The organism is Pseudomonas sp. S2_F07 (assembly GCF_054668325.1).
In genome coordinates, this window is record NZ_CP162758.1 from 640,737 (window position 1) to 657,983 (window position 17,247).

A 17,247-nucleotide genomic window follows, 5' to 3' on the forward strand; every position below is an offset into this window, starting at 1 on the left:
GGAAGGCAATCGCGCCCGGTGGCGCGGCCGGGCTTCAAACCCGGTTGGGGACGGCATCCGTTCCCGGGCAGGTTCGACTCCGGCTGCCTTCCGCCACTTCCCGGTCAGAACGGCCCGAAGTCCAACGGGTACTGGATGACCACGTACACCCGGTCGATGTCGTCGCCTGCCTGGGCCGCGTTCGCCCGGTGCGACACATGGGACAATTGCAACGACAAGCCCTTCGCCGCCCCGGACTGCACGACGTAGTGCAGGTCGATGTCGCGCTCCCAGTGTTTGCCCCCATCACCCTGTTGCGGCACGAAGGTGCCGGTCGCCGGGTCGAACGGGTTGTAGGCCCCGCCTTGCGGCGCATGGGTGCCGTCGATCTGGTCGCCGGTGACGTAACGGGTCATGAACTTCAGGCCGGGTATCCCGAAGGTGGCCAGGTCCAGGTCGTAACGCGCCTGCCAGGAGCGTTCGCGGGCGCCGTTGAAGTCGGCGTATTTGATCGAGTTGGCCAGGTAGATGGAGTCGCCACCGACAAAATCGAACGGCGTATCACCGTTGATCTTCTGATAGGCCAGGGTGAAACCATGGGCGCCCAGCGTGTATCGGCCGGACAGGCTGTACGCAGTATTGTCGATGGCACCGGCCAGCGCCTGACCGGTGTCCCGGGTGTGATAGAGGTTGGCGTCGAGGAACACCTCGGACTGCTTGAAGTGCAGATTGCCGTAGTACTGATGCCAGGTGTCGGTCAGATCCGAGGCATACAGGGCGCCGCCAACCGGGCTTTGGGTAAACAGGTCGGCGCCGACAAACGAAATGCCGCCGGCCTCGGTGTTGGCGCCATAACCGAAAAAGTTGCCCTTGCCTGACGCACTGTCCTGATTCTTGAACGCCGTGAAGTGGCCGGCCTGCAGGTTCATTCCGTCGATTTCGCGGCTGTCGAACAGAAAACCGGTGGCGTACTCCGGTTGCAGGCGTTTGTCCGCGGTGTCGAACACCGGGCTTTCGACCTCCATTTCACCAAACGCCAGGGTGGTGTTCGAGGCCTTGAGCTTGATCGCGCCGCCACCGCCGGAGTAGTTACTTTCGCTACGACCGTCACTGCCCACGGGCAGTAATCCGGTCCCGGAATGGCCTTTGCCGCTATCGAGTTTCAACCCCAGAAAGGCATGGGCATCGAGGCCGAAGCCGACGGTACCCGGCGTGAAACCGGATTCAAAAGCGCTGATAAAACCTTGAGCCCATTCAGCCTTGTAGCTCTTGCCGGATGGCGAGGGCGATCGATAGTCGCTGTTCAGATAGAAGTTTCGGCTGAGCACGCCAAGGGTCGCGCCCTCGAAAAATCCTACGCTGTCTTTCGCCGATTCCTCGGCCAGTGCGTGGGTTGCCAGCAGGCAGCAGCACAGGGCAATGGCCGCCCTGGATTCTTGCGGGGAAAAGATCATCAATGGGTCACCACAGGGGCAGGGTTTTGCCGGGTACTGCCTTTGCAATGACCATGACACTGTCCTTAGGGGGGAGTGAGGACGTGATGGTTACGTAGATCGGGTCGGGAATATTGAGTCGGTGTGCTGTCTTTTGATGCCTTTTGTCCCGCCGGTCGTTGCTGGTGTCGATCGACCTGAGTGAGATCCATTACTCCTAGCAAAAATTGTGTGTTGGCGTAACCAGATTTGATTATCCCGCTCTAGTCCTACAAATTAACTTCTCTTTTGCTGATTGGTCATGTAGGAAACTTCCGAAAGTGCTAGAGGGGGATGGAGAATTAACTTCAGATGCTTCATCGTTTATAGACAGAGAGACAAAAGTTGTCGCTTGGAGTTGCGGCTTCTATGCATTGAAAGGAATTTAAGGGCTGTGGATGGCAACTCTGCGTATAGAGTTGATCGCCGTTCTGGATTCCAGTCTTATTTATCTTCGTGATGGTTGTTACAGTTGCGCGGGTGTCAGGAGGAATGATGACTGCAAGTAGTTTTCAAAACGAAGTGCCCAAGGCTCGAGTTAATATCAAGCTCGATTTGCACACGGGTGGCGCACAGAAAAAAGTCGAATTGCCGCTTAAGTTGATGGTGATGGGCGACTACAGCAACGGTAAGGAACAGCGCCCGCTGTCCGCAAGAAACAAAATGAACATTGACAAGAATAATTTCGACAGTGTTTTGTCCGAGTATTCACCAAGCCTGAAGCTGGCGGTGGAAAACACACTGGTCAATGACCACTGCGACACCTCTGTGGAATTGAGTTTCCGGGCCATGAAAGACTTTGAACCGGAACAGGTGGCGCGGCAGATTCCGCAGTTGCGCGCACTGTTGGCCATGCGCAACCTGCTGCGCGATCTCAAGTCGAACCTGCTGGACAACGCGACCTTTCGGCACGAACTGGAGCGCATCCTCAAGGATGATGCGCTGAGTGACGAACTGCGTGCCGAACTGGCTGCCCTGGCTCCAAAAGAAGTTCGTTAATTTCCCTTCGGTTCGCTTCACAGGAAAACTCTAAATGTCCGTTGAACATTCTTCCGCGCAATCGCGTGGCGATACAGTGTTGTCTGAAGAAAGCCAGGGTATATATAGCGCTTTGTTCAGTAAGATCAATCTGAATCCAGTAGAGGAGTTGGCCGGTTTCGACTCCTTTCAGGACAATGAAGCATTGTCCGAGGCCTCTGCCGATGAGCGCGTGACCGCTGCCGTCAGCGTTTTCCTGAACTTGCTCAAGCAGTCTTCACATAAAGTCGAGCGTCTGGACAAGGCGCTGCTCGATGAGCACATTGCATCGTTGGACGAGCAGATCAGTCGCCAGCTCGATGCCGTCATGCACCATCCCGACTTCCAGCGCGTCGAGTCGACCTGGCGCGGCGTGAAATCGCTGATCGACCAAACCGATTTCCGCCGCAACGTTCGCATCGAGTTGCTGGATATCAGCAAGGACCATTTGGTCCAGGACTTCGAAGACGCACCGGAAATCGCCCAGAGCGGGTTGTATTTCCATAGCTACATCCAGGAATACGACACGCCGGGTGGCGAACCTATCGCTGCAGCCATTTCCAATTACGAATTCGACCGCAGCCCTCAGGATGTTGCCTTGTTGCGCAATGTTTCCAAGGTGGCGGCCGCAGCACACATGCCGTTCATAGGTTCTGTGGGACCTGCTTTTTTCGGCAAGGAATCGATGGAAGAAGTCGCTGCGATCAAGGACATCGGCAACTACTTTGACCGCGCCGAATACATCAAGTGGAAAGCCTTTCGCGACAGTGACGATGCCCGCTACATCGGCCTGACCATGCCGCGGGTGCTCGGTCGCTTGCCCTACGGTCCTGACACCATTGCGGTGCGCAGCTTCAACTACATCGAAAGCGTCAAGGGGCCGGACCACGACAAGTACCTGTGGACCAATGCCTCGTTCGCGTTTGCCGCGAACATGGTCAAGAGCTTCATCAGCAACGGCTGGTGTGTGCAGATCCGCGGCCCACAGTCGGGTGGCGCGGTCACCGGCCTGCCGATTCATCTGTACGACCTGGGCACCGGCAATCAGGTGAAAATCCCCTCGGAGGTGATGATTCCCGAGACGCGTGAATTTGAATTCGCCAACCTCGGTTTCATTCCTTTGTCGTACTACAAGAATCGCGACTACGCGTGTTTCTTCTCAGCCAACTCCAGCCAGAAACCCGCCCTGTACGACACCGCCGACGCGACTGCCAACAGCCGTATCAACTCGCGCTTGCCGTACATTTTCCTCCTGTCGCGCATCGCTCACTACTTGAAAATGATCCAGCGCGAGAACATCGGAACCACCAAGGATCGTCGCTTGCTGGAGCTTGAGCTCAACAAGTGGATCGGTGGGCTGGTCACCGAAATGACCGACCCCGGCGACGATTTGCAGGCTTCGCACCCGCTGCGTGAGGCGAAGGTGACGGTGGAAGACATCGAGGACAACCCCGGCTTCTTCCGCGTCAAGTTGTACGCCGTGCCGCACTTTCAGGTGGAAGGCATGGACGTCAACCTGTCACTGGTTTCGCAGATGCCCAAGGCCAAAAACTGAGCCTGTTCAAACCCGGGCCATTTCGTAGGAAACGACTGTCATGAAGATCGACCGCCCCCTGTGGGCCGCGGGGGCGTTGCTGTCTCCGCAGCAATTCCAGCAGCAGGCGCGCTGGGAAGCCTGGACCAATGAGTGCCTTGCGCACCTGTCGTTGGTACATCCCTGGGGTGTACAAGCAATGGACGTTGATCTGCAGGCACTGCGCCTGGGCAAGTTAAAACTGACCCGGCTGCACTTGCGCATGGCCGACGGTACCCTGGTCGATACCGATCATGTCGATCGCCTGCCTCCTGCACTGGAGTTGGCTCGGCAGCTGCCTGATGACAGTCAGAGCGTCACGCTGTTGCTGGCCTTGCCGCTGGAACAGGGCAATGGCAACAACTGTCTGTTCGACGGGGGCAGGGCCGATCGACCAATGCGCTATCGTCAGGCTTGGCGCAAGGTTCAAGACGTGTTTGGCGATGAGGTGCAATCGATCGGGGTGCTGGAGCATGCCTTGAGCTTGCGCCTGGTCAACGATGACAACGCCGATTACCTGACTTGCCCGATTGCCCGTCTGATTCGCGACGGGCAGGGGGCCTGGATGCTCGACCCGGGCTACGTACCGCCGCTTCTCAGCTTTGCTGCTCACCCGGGTTTGCTTACCCAACTGGACAATCTGTTGACCCAGTTGGCCGCCAAGCGTCAACGGCTCATGGGCATGCGGCGCGAGAGTAATCAGCGCATGGCGGACTTTGCGGTGGCCGATGTGTCGTTGTTCTGGCTGCTAAATGCCTTGAACAGCTATCAACCCGTGTTGGCTGACCTCAAGGCGCATCCGGGGCGCCATCCCGAACAGGTCTATCTGGAACTGGCCAGGCTGGCTGGAAGCCTGCTGACCTTTTCGCTGGAACATGACATCGAGCTGATTCCTGCCTATCGGCACGAACACCTGGAAACCGTCTTCCCGCCGTTGATGAGCATGATTTCCACCTTGCTGGAAGCCAGCCTTCCGTCCCGGGTCATCGCCCTGGAGTTGCAGGAAACGGGCGCCAACCGCTGGCAAGTCAGTCTCAACGACGCTCGTTTGTGTGAGCCTGGCGGCGCGGACTTCTATCTGTCCGTGCGTTGTCGCCTGCCGGCCGCGCAGTTGCAGAGCCAGTTTCCTCGACTGTGCAAGATCGGTACGCCGGATGAGGTGGATCAATTGATCAATGCTGCACTGGACGGCGTGCCCATGCAGGCGCTCAGCCATGTGCCGGCCGCGATTCCGTTGCGCCTGGAAAATCAATACTTCGCCCTTGATCTCAATCATGCCAAGGGGCTGGCGATGCTGGCCGCGGGGGTCTGCGCATTGTATGTGCCGAGCACATTGGTCGAGGTCAGGCTTGAACTGTTTGCGGTGTTGCGCACATGAACGGAAAAACCGAAAAGCAAACCCGCTCGCCCGTGAACATCGACGTCCTGTTGCAGGACAGCTACCTGCTGGTGGTTGAACTGCGCCAGGCTGGATCAGCAAAAAACAGCCAGGGGCTGTGGTCACGTTGTGCCGACCAGATCGAATACGTTCGCCAGTCGCTTGAACAGGCCGGTTTGAGTCGGCGCAGCATCGACTACATCAGCTACGCCCAATGCGCGTTGCTCGATGAAACCGTGCTCGGCTATGCCGAGGGCAAAGATCATGCTTCCTGGGCCAGCGAACCCTTGCAGGCGAAGTTCTTCAGCCGCCACCAGGCCGGTGAGTTTCTGTATGAAGACATGCGCGAAGTGTTGCGCGAGCCCGCACCGGACCGGCAGGTGCTGACAGCATTCCAGCGGGTATTGATGCTGGGCTTTCGCGGCCGCTATCGCGAGCTGAATGACCCTGATCGCCTGCAACTGCTGGCAGCCTTGAATGCGCAGGTTCCGCCACTGCAACTCAACCATGGGTTAGCGACACAAGCGGGCATCGGCTACCGATCCGGCAGCTGGCGTTGGCAGCGTTCCCCGCTGGCCCAGGTTGTGCTGGCAGGGTTGTTGCTCACGGGGATCTGGCTGGGGCTCGATCACCTGTTGGGCGGTGTCATCGCCAACCTCCAGCCTGGCCAGGCGTGAGCCACCGATGACGTACAAACTCAATCGACTCCTCTGGCTTTGGGCCGGCGCGCTTGTCCTGGCATTGCTGGCGATCATCCCGCTGGCGGCCTGGACACGTGCAACGGCGGTTTTGTTCGTGGCGTGCGTTGCCATAGCGGTCTGGATCAGGATCGGGCGACGGGCGAAGCGTCAAGCCGGGTCACGGGTGCTGGCCGCTAACCTGACGCTGCCACCGGCGGATTATTGTCAGCCGGTGGTATTGGTCTGTGGTGATGGCCTGGACGGTCTGTTCGGCGCGGTTGCCGGTGATTCGCCAGCGTTGCGCAAGACCGGGCAAGGTTGCTACTTGCGGGTGCCAGACCTGATGCAACTGCCGGAGCTGATAGCCAGCGTATTGGCCCGTCGGCCGGCATGGGGCGGGCAGCTTACTGTCATGTTCGTTTCCAACCCGGGCGAGCATGACGACCGCGCCGTACTGGCGGGGCAGGTGCGGGCTTTTTGTCATCAGGTTGCCCTGGTTCGCAAACGCGGGATTGCATTGCCGATGTTGCTGGTCAGTTACCTGCAAGCTTCTCAGGGCGAGGGGGCCTGGTTCAGTTGGGAGGCGGGTCAGACCAGCCCCGAGGTCCGTGAGGCCGGGATGCATGCCGGCCTGGTCGATTGGCAGCAGTTGGCAGTGGACGATGTCACGCGTATGGCGCGCATGCATACCGGCGTTCAAGTGAGCAGCGTTGCGGCCTGGCTGGAGGAGGCGGTACTGCCGGACCTGGCCGCGCGTGACCGCCGCCATTCGATAGGTCCCGCAGTGGCCATCGCCATCACGCTGGTGCCGGTGTTGCCCCGGACCGTGTCGGGGAACCTCTGGCAACAATGGCTGAGCGACAAGCTGTCGCTGTCAGTCGACTGGCAGGCACAGACCGCAGGCGCGGCGCCACTGCCATTCCCTGACCCGTTGCTGCAGTTGCTGCCCATCCGTATCCAGCGAACGCCGATACGCCGGGCGGGGGTGATTGCGCTGTGGCTGTTTGTGGTCGCGACTGCGGTGGCCTTGGCCAGTTCGGCCTGGCAGAACATGTTGCTGGCGCGTCAGGTCACCGATGACCTGCGTCGCTACACCTCCATGGCGCCACCGGCCCCTTTCGACCAGACCGGGATTGTCCAGCGCGAAGCGGCATTGACGACGCTTCGCCAGCACGCCGAGCGTCTGGACAACCATTACCGTCATGGTGCTCCGCTGAAGTTGGGTTTGGGCCTGTATCGCGGCGACCGACTGCGTGCGCCGGTGCTGGCGGCGATTGCCAGTCACCGCACTCCGCCGTCAGCGCCACTCGCGGTAAAAGTCGCCAAAGCGGTACGCCTGGACAACCTGTCGCTGTTCAACAGCGGCAGCGCCGTGCTCAAGCCTGATTCGACCAAAGTGCTGATCAATGCCCTGGCGGACATCAAGGCCCAGCCGGGATGGCTGATCGTCATCGCCGGGCATACCGATGCGTCGGGCAATGACGCGCAAAACCTTCTGCTGTCCCGGGCCCGCGCGGCGTCGGTGCGGGACTGGATGCAACGCATGGGCGATCTGCCCGACAGTTGTTTTGCTGTCCAGGGCTTCGGCGCCAGGCAGCCGATCGCCAGCAATGACACCGAGGCGGGGCGCACTGCCAACCGTCGAGTCGAAATTCGCCTGATACCGGAAACGGGGGCTTGCTCGCATTCCCCAACGATACCGGGCTGACAACCCCAGTCGCGTCACGCGGCATTCATGTTCTTAGAAAAGGAGTTTCACATGGCAATTCCCATTTACCTCTGGCTGCAAGACGACGGCGGCGCGGACATCAAAGGTTCGGTGAACGTGCAAAAACGCGAGGGCAGCATTGAGGTGCTGGCCCAGGATCACAGCCTGTACATCCCCACCGACAACAACACCGGCAAGTTGACCGGTGCCCGGGTCCATGCCCCGTTTCTGTTCACCAAGGAAATCGATGCCTCCAGCCCGTACCTGTACAAGGCGGTGACCACTGGCCAGACCCTCAAGAGTGCCGAGTTCAAGTGGTATCGCATCGACGACGCAGGCCAAGAAGTCGAGTACTTCGTGACTCAACTCGAAAACGTCAAGGTGGTGAAGGTCGCGCCAAAAATGCACGACATCAAAGACCCTTCGAAGGAGAAGCACAACCACCTGGAATTGATTGAACTGCGTTACGACAAAATCACCTGGACCTACAAGGACGGCAACATCATTCACAGCGATTCCTGGAACGAACGCCAGAGCGTCTGACGCGAAAACACCAGCAGGCAGAACGCTGCCTGCTGGTTTGAGTGTGTCGGCTTGAGCGCCTGTTGGCGGACGCTCAACCCGGCACATCGAGCTTCAAGCCCACCACCGGCAATACGCCAGGAACTCAGCACAAGGACGCCCAGCATGGCCCATCACGCCACCCGTTTGCTTCGCCGCCTCAATCCTTACTGCGCCCAGGCCTTGAGCGCGGCGGCATCGTTGTGCCAAAGCCGCGCCCACGGGCAGATCAGCATCGAGCACTGGCTCCTCAAACTGCTGGAGCAGGGCGAGGGTGACCTGACGCTTATTGCGCGCCGTTACGAATGGGATATAGACGCCCTCTGGCACGGCTTGCTCGAGCATCTCGACAGCTTGCCGCGCAGCGTGCAGGGCAAGCCGCAGCTGTGCGGCAAGTTACAGCAATTGATCAAGAACGCCTGGCTACGTGCATCGCTGGACGACGACAATGACAGCCTGCGCTCGGCCCACCTGCTCGGTGCGCTGCTGGAGACCCCGACACTGCTGGCCTGTGAAGCGGCCTGGCCGATGCTCAGTCTCGGTCCGGTGCAATTGCAGCACTTGCTCCCGCTGCTGGACCAGCACTCCGAAGAACGACCGCACCTGCAACAGGAGCAGACGCTGGATCGCAAGGCGGTGATCCTCGACAACTCATCGAGTGCTCAACGGTGCGATGCATTGAGGGCGGTGCTGGACAAGTACACCCAGGACCTGACCGCCAAGGCCCGGGAGGGAGGCATCGACCCGGTGTTCGGGCGTGACGATGAAATCCGTCAGGTCATCGACATCCTCAGTCGTCGGCGCAAGAACAACCCGTTGCTGGTGGGGGAACCGGGGGTCGGCAAGACCGCGCTGGTCGAGGGCCTGGCCTTGCGCATTGCCGAGGGCAATGTGCCCGACAGCCTCAAGCCGGTCAGCGTGCGCACCCTCGATCTGGGCCTGTTGCAAGCCGGAGCCGGGGTCAAGGGCGAGTTCGAACAACGCCTGAAAAACGTCATCGAGGCCGTTCAGCAATCAGAAACTCCGGTCCTGCTGTTCATCGACGAAGCCCACACCCTGATCGGTGCCGGCAACCAGGCCGGTGGCGCCGATGCGGCAAATCTGCTCAAGCCCGCCCTGGCTCGCGGAGAATTGCGCACCATCGCGGCCACCACCTGGAGTGAGTACAAACAATACTTTGAGCGCGATGCCGCACTTGAGCGACGGTTCCAGAGGGTCAAGGTCGACGAACCGGACGATGCCAGTGCCTGCCTCATGTTGCGCGGCCTCAAAGCCCGCTACGCCAGCCACCACGGCGTGCACATCGAAGACGCGGCGGTAGAGGCGGCGGTCAGCCTGTCGCGGCGTTACCTCACCGGCCGTCAACTGCCGGACAAGGCCGTCGACCTGCTCGACACCGCCAGTGCACGGGTACGCATGAGCCTCGATTGCGAACCGCAGGTGCTGGTGCGCCTCAAAGCCCGAATGGCTGCCCTGGACCTGGAACGCCAGGCCCGGCAAGAGGATCAGCAACTGAGCGGCGACGCCACCGATCAACGGCTCGCCCTGATCGCACAGCAATACGCGCAATTTCAGCGAGAACAAATCGACCTGGTGCGGCAATACCAGAGCGAGCTCGAACTGACCCGCCAACTGCTCGACGCACGCCAGGCCGAACCACCATACATGGAACACTGCGCCCGGTTGCAGCGACAACTGAGCGAGATTCAGGGCAATCAGCCGCTGCTTTTGCTCGACGTAAACCCGCGCAGCGTGGCTGAAGTGATCGCCGACTGGACCGGCGTACCGCTGGGCAGCTTGCTCAAGGATGAACAGGCCAGCCTGCTGGAGCTGGAACAGCAACTCAGCGAGCGGGTGATTGGCCAACCCCATGCCCTCAGTGCCTTGGCCCAACGCCTGCGTGCGGCCAAGACCGGCCTGACTGACGAAAAGACGCCTTTGGGCGTGTTCCTGCTGGTGGGCACCAGCGGAGTCGGCAAGACCGAAACGGCCCTGGCCCTGGCAGACAGCCTGTTCGGTGGCGAAAAGTCACTGATCACGATCAACCTCTCTGAATACCAGGAAGCCCATACCGTCAGCCAGCTCAAGGGCTCGCCGCCCGGCTACGTCGGCTACGGGCAGGGCGGGGTGCTCACCGAGGCCGTACGCCAACGACCCTATAGCGTCGTGCTGCTCGACGAGGTGGAGAAAGCCCATCGTGACGTGCTTGACCTGTTTTACCAGGTGTTCGATCGCGGCTGCATGCGCGACGGCGAAGGCCGTGAAATCGACTTTCGCAACACCGTCATTCTCATGACCTCCAACCTGGGGAGTGATGAGTTGCAAGGTTTCTTGCAAGAACAACCCGAAGCCTCGGACAGCACCTTGCACGAACTGCTGCGGCCCATTTTGCGCGAGCATTTTCAGCCGGCCCTGTTGGCCCGCTTTCAGACGCTGATCTATCGACCGCTGCAAGCCGAGGCCCTCAAAGGCATCGTCGCCATCAAACTCGCCCAGGTCGGCAAACGCTTGCAGCGTCACTACGCACTGGACTGCCGGATCGAAGCCGCGCTCAACGACGCCCTGGTCGCCGCCTGCCTGTTGCCCGATACCGGCGCCCGCAACATCGACAGCCTGCTTGACCAGCAGATTCTGCCGGTGCTCAGCCAGCAGTTGTTGCAGCGCCAGGCCGCTGGGCAGAGCACCCATGGTGTGACCCTGGGTTACAGCGAGGAACAGGGAGTCACCCTGCAGTTCTCCAACACGCAGGATTGCGCGGCAAATACCGCCATGGAGGCCTGAACATGCTCAACGAACTGCGCACTTTCTTCGACCACAGCCGCCACACACTCTGGGTCCGAGAGGTGGATGCCCCCCTCGACGTCCTGGCCTTCCACGGCGAAGAACACCTCAGCCAGCCGTTCAGCTACTACATCGAGTTCACCTCCAGCCAGCTCGACATCGACGCCGAGCTCATGCTTGGCCAACCCGCCAGCTTCAGCCTGCACGCGCTGCCGGAAAAGGTCTCGTCGCTGATCTTCGAACCGTCCGAAGTCAAGCCGCTGCGCAGCTTGCACGGGGTAATCAGCGGCTTCAAACGCCTGTCCGGTTCCATCGACGAGGCACGCTACGAAGTCACCCTGCAACCGCGCCTGGCGCTGCTCGCGCGGGGCCGGCAATACCGGATCTACCAGCACCGGTCGGTGCCGGAAATCGTCGAGCACATCCTGCGCAGTCGCCACGATTTCAGGGGCCAGGACTTCCTCTTCCACCTGCACCGCGAATACCCCCGGCGCGAGCAGGTGATGCAATACGGCGAAAGCGACCTGGCCTTCATCGCCCGGTTGCTGGCCGAAGTCGGCATCTGGTACCGCTTCACCAGCGACGAACGCCTGAGTATCGACGTCGTCGAATTCCACGACTCCCCGCGCGCCTACCAGTTCGACGTCGAACTGCCGCTGCGTCCGCTCTGCGGGTTGAGCAGCAGCGGTGAGGACAGCGTCTGGGCCTTGCAGTCGGAACACCAGGTGGTGGAGCAGCACGTGAACATCCGCGCCTACCACCACCGTGACGCCCGCGCGCACCTCGACGGCGACATCGACCAGACGCGCGGCGCCAAGGGCACCTACGGCGAGGCCTATCACTACGCCGAACCCTACACCGCGCTCGGCGACCGCCATGCCTTCCCCGAAGACGTGCAGTGCGAAAGCGGCTACTTCTATGCGCGCCTGCGCCACGAGCGTTACCTCAACCGCCGCACCCGCCTTTGCGGCATGAGCAGCAGCGCCCGCCTGGCGCCAGGCCAGGTACTGGAAGTCACCGACGGCGCGCCCCAGGCCTTCGCGCCGCGGGCGGTGATCATCGCGCTCAAGGCCGGCGCCGCCCGCGACCGCAGTTTCGAGTGCAGCTTCCAGGCCATTCCCTACGCGCAGACGGTGTGCTTTCGCCCAGACGTACCGCCAAAACCCTTGATCGCCGGCACCGTGCCGGCCCGGGTGACCAGCGCGCAGGCAAACAACCCCTACGCCGATACCGACGCCGAGGGCCGCTACCGGGTGCAATTCCTGTTCGACCGCGACACCTGGGACGCCGGTCGCGAAAGCACCTGGCTGCGCCTGGCCCGGGCATACGCCGGCGACACCCACGGCCTGCACCTGCCGCTGATCGCCGGCACCGAAGTGGCGGTGGCCTTCGAACAGGGCGACCCCGACCGGCCCTACATCGCCCACGCCCTGCACGACAGCCAGCACCCCGACCACGTCACCATGTACAACGAAAAGCGCAACGTGCTGCGCACCCCGGCCAACAACAAACTGCGGCTGGACGATACCCGCGGGCAGGAGCACATCAAGCTCAGCACCGAACACAGCGGCAAGAGTCAGCTCAACCTCGGGCATGTGGTGGATGCCGAGCGGCAAAAACGGGGTGAGGGGTTTGAACTGCGTAGCGATGCCTGGGGGGCGATTCGGGCGGGCAAGGGGTTGTTTATCAGTGCCGATGAACAAACCAAGGCCCAAGGCCAGGTGCTGGAAATGGGCCCGGCGATCGAGCGCCTGCGCCAGGCCGGCGACCAACTGCAAACGCTGTCCGCCGATGCCTTGGCCGCCAACGCCGATCCCGCAGATGTGGCGGCGCAATTGGCGCTGATGCGCCAGCAACTCGATGAACTGAAAGCCGCGGTCCTGCTGCTCAGCGCACCCCAGGGCATCGCCCTGACCAGCGGCCAGCACCTGCAACTGGCGGCAAAAGACAACCTGATGCTCAACGCCGGCGGCGAGGCCGACCTCAGCGTGGTCAAGCGCCTGTTCATCGGCGTCGGCCAGGGCCTGAGCCTGTTCGTACGCAAGCTGGGGATCAAGCTGATCGCCAATCAGGGCCCGGTGAGGGTGCAGGCGCAGAACGACAAACTTGAACTGCTGGCGCGGCATGGGCTGGAGATCACCAGCACCGAAGATGAAATCCACATCACGGCGAAGAAGAAAATCGTCCTCAACGGCGGCGGCAGCTACCTGCGCCTGGAGACGTGTGGCATCGAGTCGGGGACGGCCGGCGATCACAAGGTCAAGGCGGCGCACTTCGAGTACAGCGGTGCGGCCAGTCAAACACTGGAAATGCCGGTGCAATCTCGATTGACCGAGCACCCAACCACGTCCTCGGACCTTTCGGACTTTTCTGCCTGATCCCTTTTGCATAACAAGGAGCGACATACAACATGGCCAGCTTGCTTGCCCGACTGTTCGGCCTGCACAGGTATTCGCAGCCGACGCTGCCTGCGGTACCCCGCGCACCCATTCTGCCGACGCCCGATACCCGGTTCGTTGCAACGCCCGCGAGCCCGGTGCCGCTGAAAAACTGGTGCCATCCGTTCAAGGACAAGCAGCGGTCCAAGGACACCCGTAACCCGCTGGAGCAGCTGACTCACCTGGCCAAGGCCGCCGGCGGTTACTACCCGGTCGGCCGCAGCGGCCTGTTCCACGGCGGCATCCATTTCGACGGGGGCACCGCCGGCACCCTGGATCAGTCCAGCGTGCGGTGCCTGGCCGACGGTGAAGTGGTGGCGTACCGCATCGACACGCACTCGCCGACTACGCGTTATTACGTTGGTCAAGTTACCGTCGACAAACCCTTCTCGCGCAATTTCGTCCTGGTGCGCCATCGCCTGCAGCCACCCAGGATTGAAGGCAGCGCGGACATACCGCCCAGCCTGACTTTCTACAGCCTGTACATGCACCTGCAGGATTGGGCGAAATACGAGAAAAACAACGCTATCGAGCGCCCGGCGTACTGGCCCGCGAGTCCGATCCTGCGGGTCCCGCAGACCGCCAAAGACATTCGCCCCGGCACGCTGGAATACGGCTTGAACGTGCGTCACCAACCTTCGCAAGGCAAGATCATTGACTTCCTGCCCCGCGGTGCAGAAGTGTCCGTCAGTGGCACGGGGGCTTACCGCCGCTTGGAAAACCGCCAGGGCCCCGCCAAGTTGATCACTGCCGAGGGCTCACTGGCGGGCTACCTCGCCGCCAGCCTCTTGCAACCCGTCGGCGGCAGCGAGTACAGCGTCACCTCGTCGGAACCGTCGGTGAATGTTCACGCGCAGCCAAGCCGAACCAGTGAGGTCCTTTTACAGCTGCTGACCGGCTCGGTCGTCACGGTCAGCGGCGAAGGGGATTTCCGCAAGCTGGAGCGCGTCCACCAATACGTGCATTTCGCCTCCCTGGAAAGCGAGCTCGCTCCGCAGGCCACGGACCGCATCATGGTGCTCGACCAGCCGGTGCCGATCCAGGCCGGCGCCTTGATCGGGCACCTCGGCCAGTATCAGGACATGCGCGCGGAGCGACCGGAGGAAGAACTGCACCTGGAAGTGTTCACCGGCGATGACGTCGATCTGTTCCTCGACGCCAGTCGGGCCTGGGCCGAGCGCCTGCCGACGAAAGAGCGCATCTGGCTGAAGCTGGTCGAGGGCACGCCGGTGGTGCCGCATGAAGAGCCGGCCACGGCCGCCCGCCTGCAGGCATCGAGTGACGCCAGCCCACGCAGCGCCGCCGACCTGCTAGTCCCCAAGAGCGTGCTCGACGGCCTGCCGCCCGAAGGCAAAATCCACGTGCCGGCGACGGAGCACCGTAAGGCCCGCAACTGGTATCGCCTGGACCGGCTGCTGCACAACGCGGACCATAACCCGCTCGACGGCTGGGTGTGCGAAGAAGTCGGCGTCACCCCGTGGCTCAGCCCGTGGTCGTGGGAAGGTTATGGCGTGATTTTCGACTACAGCACGCCGCGCCACGAAATGGCCTCGTTTTTCAGCGCCGTCGGCCGCTTCAACGATGCGCAACGCGAGCGCTTCCGGCCCCTGGCCGAGAAAAACAACCAAGGGCCGATGAAAAGCCGCCTGTACGCCATCATCGACCGCACCCGCGAGGGCAAGATCACCGCCGAAGAACTACAAGCGGCCCTGCGCCTCCCGGCGCTGGCGCAAGCCATCTCGCAGATGATCCTGCGCAAGGAAAGCGAGTGGTTTCACCAGACGCCGAAGTGGGACGCACTGGATGAACTGCTCGGCCACAGCGGCTCGACGCCGCACTGGAATTGGGAGGCGGAGAAGCAGCGGATCGAGCAGATCAGTTGGTGGGGTGAGGTGGCGCAGATCGTGGGGTTGCCGACGTGGGGGAGGCCGTATCACTTTCATCCGATAGGACTCATAACGCATTTAAGTAATTACCAGAAAAAATGTTACTGCTATCAACAGGGGTTAGTGGATAACCCCTGCAACTTAGGAGTGACGGATATAACTAAAAAACACTTTGAGTTACTTGCTGATGAGTTGGGTGTTGAAAGAGAGGTGCTACGGGCAATCGCAGTCGCAGAAACCGGAGACAAGTCGCCTTTCAGGGAATACGAAGTAGGGAAAAGGCATGCTTTGATTCTTTATGAACGCCATTATATGCGTCGACTTCTGCTCGCTTCTGGGATGTCGCAATCTGAAATTAATGCGCTGTCTATATCGGAGCCGAAAATAGTCCATGCATATGAAGCATCCTATGTGTACGGGTCGCTTGATGAGCAATATTCAAGGTTTAAACGCGCGCGTGAAATCAATCATGCTGCTGCTATAAAGTCATGTTCTTGGGGGAAATTCCAAGTCATGGGTGAATATTATCGTCATCTATATAGCAGTATTGAGGAGTTGGAGGAGGCTCAGAATTACTGTGCTTTACAGCACTTGCAGTACTTCAAGGTTTTCCTGGTGAAGGAGAAAAAACTCATGGAGCCAATGAAAAATAAGGACTGGTTGCTGATCGCGCAAAAATATAATGGTAAAGGACAAATTGGATATGATGTAAAAATACGGAGCGCTTATGACAGTCTCAAGCAAAATTGGTAAGGCTCTATTTGTTGTGATTGTTATGTTTGGGGGTGAGGTTTTTGCTGGGGATTGTAAAAGAGATCAGGGTGTATTGATTTCGCATGAGTTAAAGACAGAAGGGAATTTGATTTGTATTGCTTACAGTGATAACGACGTCGTCATATCAGTCTACCAACTGGGTGCGCTTGGGGCTCTTATGGCAAAAAACATTAAACTCTTGGATGTAGCCGATATAGCAGAGGAGTCTGTACGGCTCGAGCCGTCTGGTAGTGGGTTTAAAATATACTTGGAATATCCAAAAAATATTTATGTTGTTGGCTTTGGAGCGGATGCGGCATTTGTTTCCGAATCATTTACACAGATTAAGCTAGATGCTATTGAAGTGACCGCCCCTCCTCAACACATAAAACTTGTGTTGAATCCAGATGTGATGGCCGGGTTGAGGTTTGAGACGCTTACAGTTTCGCAGGCTTTTGATCAAGGTGCTTTACGTCTTGGGCATCCATTGAGCGTAAGGATAACAGCCAAAAAATCTAATGTTTCATTTTTACCAAATGCCCCTGGTCTTCCAACACAATACCTGGCGCGAGGTGCCAAAGTTGAGATAAGTGATTTTCGCAGTGGGTGGGTCAAAATCAGTTATCAAGCGAACGAACATCAAGTAGATGGGTGGATTCCTCTGGTAGACATATTGTGATTAGTATTATTGATGTCGTTGAAATGGGTTGTGCCTTTAACGCGGTATTGACGCAGCCCCAAAAATACGGTGGACGGCAAGATTCAAGGTGTCGTAATTGATCTTATTTGTAGGAGGGAATATGGAGCCAATTCAAGGGCATTCATCCAGAAACCTTTCGTAGAAAACAAGTTCAATGCCATTAAGGAGATAATTTCAAGCAGAAACTATTGGGTGTCTGTCCCGAATGACCACTCAACTGTGTCGGTTAATCCACAAGGCTGGGGTGTAGATCATCGTAAAAACGAATCAGGATTGCTAGATATTTACGGCTCTTTGCGTCGAATGACTGACCCGGCTCAT

General features: G+C 59.6%; 11 protein-coding genes and 1 tRNA gene. 11 read left to right on the plus strand and 1 reads right to left on the minus strand.

The window, feature by feature from the left end:
* A tRNA-Sec gene (locus AB4O40_RS02795) sits at nt 1–96 on the plus strand.
* 8 nt (nt 97–104) lie between these two features.
* On the opposite strand, the gene AB4O40_RS02800 is transcribed toward AB4O40_RS02795, so the two are convergent.
* Entirely contained in the window at nt 105–1,433 is a 1,329-nt protein-coding gene (locus AB4O40_RS02800; RefSeq protein WP_056724799.1) for an OprD family porin, read from the minus strand.
* Nucleotides 1,434–1,946: 513 nt separating this feature from the next.
* Here AB4O40_RS02800 and tssB point away from each other — a divergent pair.
* The 10 genes from tssB (at nt 1,947) to AB4O40_RS02850 (ending at nt 16,905) form a co-directional block, all read left to right on the plus strand.
* Nucleotides 1,947–2,450, plus strand: coding sequence for a type VI secretion system contractile sheath small subunit (gene tssB, locus AB4O40_RS02805; protein ID WP_056724801.1), 504 nt, complete (start codon nt 1,947–1,949; stop codon nt 2,448–2,450).
* Between the two features lie 34 nt (nt 2,451–2,484).
* Nucleotides 2,485–4,023: a type VI secretion system contractile sheath large subunit gene (gene tssC, locus AB4O40_RS02810; RefSeq protein WP_056724803.1), complete on the plus strand. Its 1,539-nt coding sequence runs from the start codon at nt 2,485–2,487 to the stop codon at nt 4,021–4,023.
* A 40-nt stretch (nt 4,024–4,063) separates the two neighbouring features.
* On the plus strand, nt 4,064–5,419 hold the full coding sequence (gene tssK / locus AB4O40_RS02815; protein ID WP_056724805.1) for a type VI secretion system baseplate subunit TssK: 1,356 nt from the start codon (nt 4,064–4,066) through the stop codon (nt 5,417–5,419).
* Nucleotides 5,416–6,096: a type VI secretion system protein TssL, short form gene (gene tssL, locus AB4O40_RS02820; RefSeq protein ID WP_056724808.1), complete on the plus strand. Its 681-nt coding sequence runs from the start codon at nt 5,416–5,418 to the stop codon at nt 6,094–6,096. The genes tssK and tssL overlap by 4 nt, the downstream gene beginning before the upstream one ends.
* Before the next feature lie 7 nt (nt 6,097–6,103).
* Complete coding sequence (locus tag AB4O40_RS02825; RefSeq protein ID WP_460056236.1) at nt 6,104–7,807, plus strand: OmpA family protein; 1,704 nt, start codon at nt 6,104–6,106, stop codon at nt 7,805–7,807.
* Nucleotides 7,808–7,858: 51 nt separating this feature from the next.
* Nucleotides 7,859–8,350 (plus strand): Hcp family type VI secretion system effector, encoded by a 492-nt coding sequence (locus AB4O40_RS02830; protein WP_409079022.1) that lies wholly within the window; start codon nt 7,859–7,861, stop codon nt 8,348–8,350.
* A gap of 144 nt (nt 8,351–8,494) precedes the next feature.
* Nucleotides 8,495–11,149 (plus strand): type VI secretion system ATPase TssH, encoded by a 2,655-nt coding sequence (gene tssH, locus AB4O40_RS02835; protein ID WP_460056234.1) that lies wholly within the window; start codon nt 8,495–8,497, stop codon nt 11,147–11,149.
* A 2-nt stretch (nt 11,150–11,151) separates the two neighbouring features.
* The gene (locus tag AB4O40_RS02840; protein WP_460056231.1) at nt 11,152–13,527 is read left to right on the plus strand and encodes a type VI secretion system Vgr family protein; all 2,376 of its coding nucleotides are present in this window, start codon (nt 11,152–11,154) and stop codon (nt 13,525–13,527) included.
* Between the two features lie 32 nt (nt 13,528–13,559).
* On the plus strand, nt 13,560–16,226 hold the full coding sequence (locus AB4O40_RS02845) for an N-acetylmuramidase domain-containing protein (protein ID WP_460154659.1): 2,667 nt from the start codon (nt 13,560–13,562) through the stop codon (nt 16,224–16,226).
* Complete coding sequence (locus tag AB4O40_RS02850; protein WP_460056225.1) at nt 16,201–16,905, plus strand: hypothetical protein; 705 nt, start codon at nt 16,201–16,203, stop codon at nt 16,903–16,905. The genes AB4O40_RS02845 and AB4O40_RS02850 overlap by 26 nt, the downstream gene beginning before the upstream one ends.
* Nucleotides 16,906–17,247 lie beyond the last annotated feature (342 nt).